3 protein-coding genes are annotated in these 2660 nt (G+C 33.3%); all 3 read right to left on the minus strand.

Annotated features, from left to right (window positions below; genetic code table 11):
- The coding region (locus RWN11_RS08200) for a sugar ABC transporter permease (protein ID WP_314161246.1) at positions 1-859 on the minus strand (859 nt) is incomplete at its 3' end.
- Between the two features lie 224 nt (positions 860-1083).
- On the minus strand, positions 1084-2385 hold the full coding sequence (locus RWN11_RS08205) for an extracellular solute-binding protein (RefSeq protein ID WP_314161247.1): 1302 nt from the start codon (positions 2383-2385) through the stop codon (positions 1084-1086).
- A gap of 56 nt (positions 2386-2441) precedes the next feature.
- A partial coding sequence (locus RWN11_RS08210; RefSeq protein ID WP_314161248.1) for a TOBE domain-containing protein occupies positions 2442-2660 on the minus strand: 219 nt, incomplete at its 5' end.

Here is a 2660-nt window from a genome sequence, read left to right on the forward strand (position 1 = left end):
TTCCGATAATTACAGCAAGGATAATACCCATCGCACTAGCTACACCATGATTTCCATTTTTAATTGCTGCTTCATAAACTAGATACATAATTGTACTTGTTCCGTAGTTCGGTCCCCCTGCAGTCAATAACTGGATTAGAGCAAAAATTTGGAACGAGTTGATTGTTGTCACAACTACAATATATAATGTTGTTGGTTTAATCAGCGGCCAAGTAATTTTTGTGAATACTTGCCATTTTGTTGCTCCATCTATCTCTGAAGCTTCTAATAATTCTTTTGGCACGTTACCTAAAGCAGCAACATAAAGAATTATCGGTTGTCCTAATGAAGTAGTAATCAAAATCGTAATAATAGCATATAATGCTGTACTCGGATTTCCTAACCAGTCAACATTATCGTTAATTAAATGCATCGATTTAAATACATAGTTTAAAATTCCATATTCTGGATGATAGATCCAAGCCCAAACTACAGTAACAGAAACTACAGAAGAAATCGCTGGAATATAGAATACTCCACGGAAGAATGATCTTACTACTGCACTCTTATTGTAAATCGTTACTGCAACAAATATAGATACTAGCACTACTATAGGTACTGCAACTACCGTCACAATAATTGTATTAATAAGTGATTTCATAAATGGTTCGTGGATTGTCGCTCCACTTCCACTGAACATTAAGTCTGAATAGTGTTTAAGTCCAACGAATACTGGATTCTTTTTAGCAAAACTATATAATGATAACTGCAGTCCACGTAACATTGGCACTAAAACAAATGTTATGAAAAATAAACTAACTGGCAAAATAAATAGATATGCACTAAAGTCTATTTTTTTTCTTTTCTTAGTAGTTTTCATAGAACCTCCTAAAAAGTTTATTTTTTATCTAAAAAAGGGAGTGACTCAAAAATCGTGATTTCGGAGAAACAAGATTTTGTCGAGTCACCCCCGCACAGTTTATTAGATAACTAAAAAACTTTTATAAAGCGAATTTAGCTATCAATAAACCACTGCGTCTATGAGTTCTCATATGAACTTTGTTAAATTTCAGGACTTTTGGGTCAGCCCCTTCATACGTCAAATTACAATGCTTCTTTTATTGTTTTATTTGCATCTTCAACAAATTTATCTAATCCTTCTTTAGGTGTAGTTTTTCCATTTAATACACCTTGAACCATGTTGAACCATAGCGGTCTCATTTTTGCAAATCCTGGAATTGTGTTATAGTATGGAGCGTATTGTCCAGTTAATCCTTCAGCAAATTTAAGTTCTTCTGAATCATATAATCCTGTTTCACCTTTTTTAGCTGAAAAGTTACCAGATGCTAATAGAGTACGTTTACCCCAATCTTTATCATTAACCATAAAGTCAACGAATTTTTTAGCTGCTGCTGCTTTATCTGCATCACCATTATCAAAGATGGCTGGTCCTGCAACTAGATAATCGTATTTAGCTTTTCCTCCATTGTTAGGGAATGGTAAGAATTTGTAGTTAAATCCAGATGCGTGTGAAGCTGCGATACCAGGAGAGAATAAGATTGTAGTTGCTGCACGTCCTGATTTGAATGCTTCAAGAGCATCTTTAGCTTCTAAAGCTACACCTTGTCCTAATAAACCATCATCGTAAGCTTTTTTAACCCACTCTAATCCTTTAACACCATTTGCATCATTAATAGTGTATTTGCTATTTGCATCATCTGTAATCCAAGAATTGTATAAGTTTGCTACAAATGCTCTTGGTCCTTGGTCACCCGCTTGTGATTTAGTGTAGAATAAAGCTGGAGTGATACTTGAATCTTTTTGTTTAACTGCTTTTAAGAATTTTTCATATTCTTCAACAGTCCAACTTCTATCTTGTTTGTTAAGAGGTAGAAGATCTGTTACACCTAGTTTATCAGTTAAATCTTTGTTAACACCCATTAAGAATGGTGCTACACCTTGTGGATACATGTAAAGTTTATCTTTATAACTAGATGCTTTAACAGCTGCTTCACTTAATTTTGATTTATCAACATCATCTAATGGAACTAATAAATCTTTTGCTGCCCAAGCAATTACACGTCCTGGTGCATCATAGATTACGTCTGGAGCAGTTTTCGATTGAATAGCAGTTTCAATTTTAGCTGGCCCATCTGTAAATTCAATTTTTTGATAATTAACTTTAATATTTGGATTTTTCGCTTCGAATGCTTTTATTAACGCCGCATCGAATTCCTCAGTTTTCTTAAATTCTTTATCTTTTGTGAATTGTGGGAAGTCCCAATAAGTAATTTCTACTTTTTTGTTCGGGTCAGCTTGTTTTTCTTCTTTTTTACCACCCACACATCCTGTTAAAACAAGTGCAGTAGTTGCTGCTACAGCAAACAGTTTATTTATTTTTCTCATAATATGAGCCTCCTTATTTATTTTATTATTTTTAAAAATTTGACGTCTTATTTAAATTATTCTAAGATACTAAGCTCTGTATCTACATCGAAGAAGTGTGCTCTGTTCATATCTAAAGCAAATGTCAATTCATCACCCATTTTAATATTTTGTCTTGAGTGGACAATTGCTTTAATACTTTCACCATTTAAATCAGTGTGAACAATATACTCAGAACCTAATAATTCAGCAACGATTACTTTTGAAGTAATTTTAGCATGTGAATAAGTTTCTAA

The organism is uncultured Gemella sp., from assembly GCF_963519265.1.
GTDB lineage: Bacteria > Bacillota > Bacilli > Staphylococcales > Gemellaceae > Gemella.

Excerpts from the sequence above, each read along its gene's own strand:
- RWN11_RS08205 (WP_314161247.1), bottom strand. The coding sequence starts at position 2,385 with ATGAGAAAAATAAATAAACTGTTTGCTGTAGCAGCAACTACTGCACTT.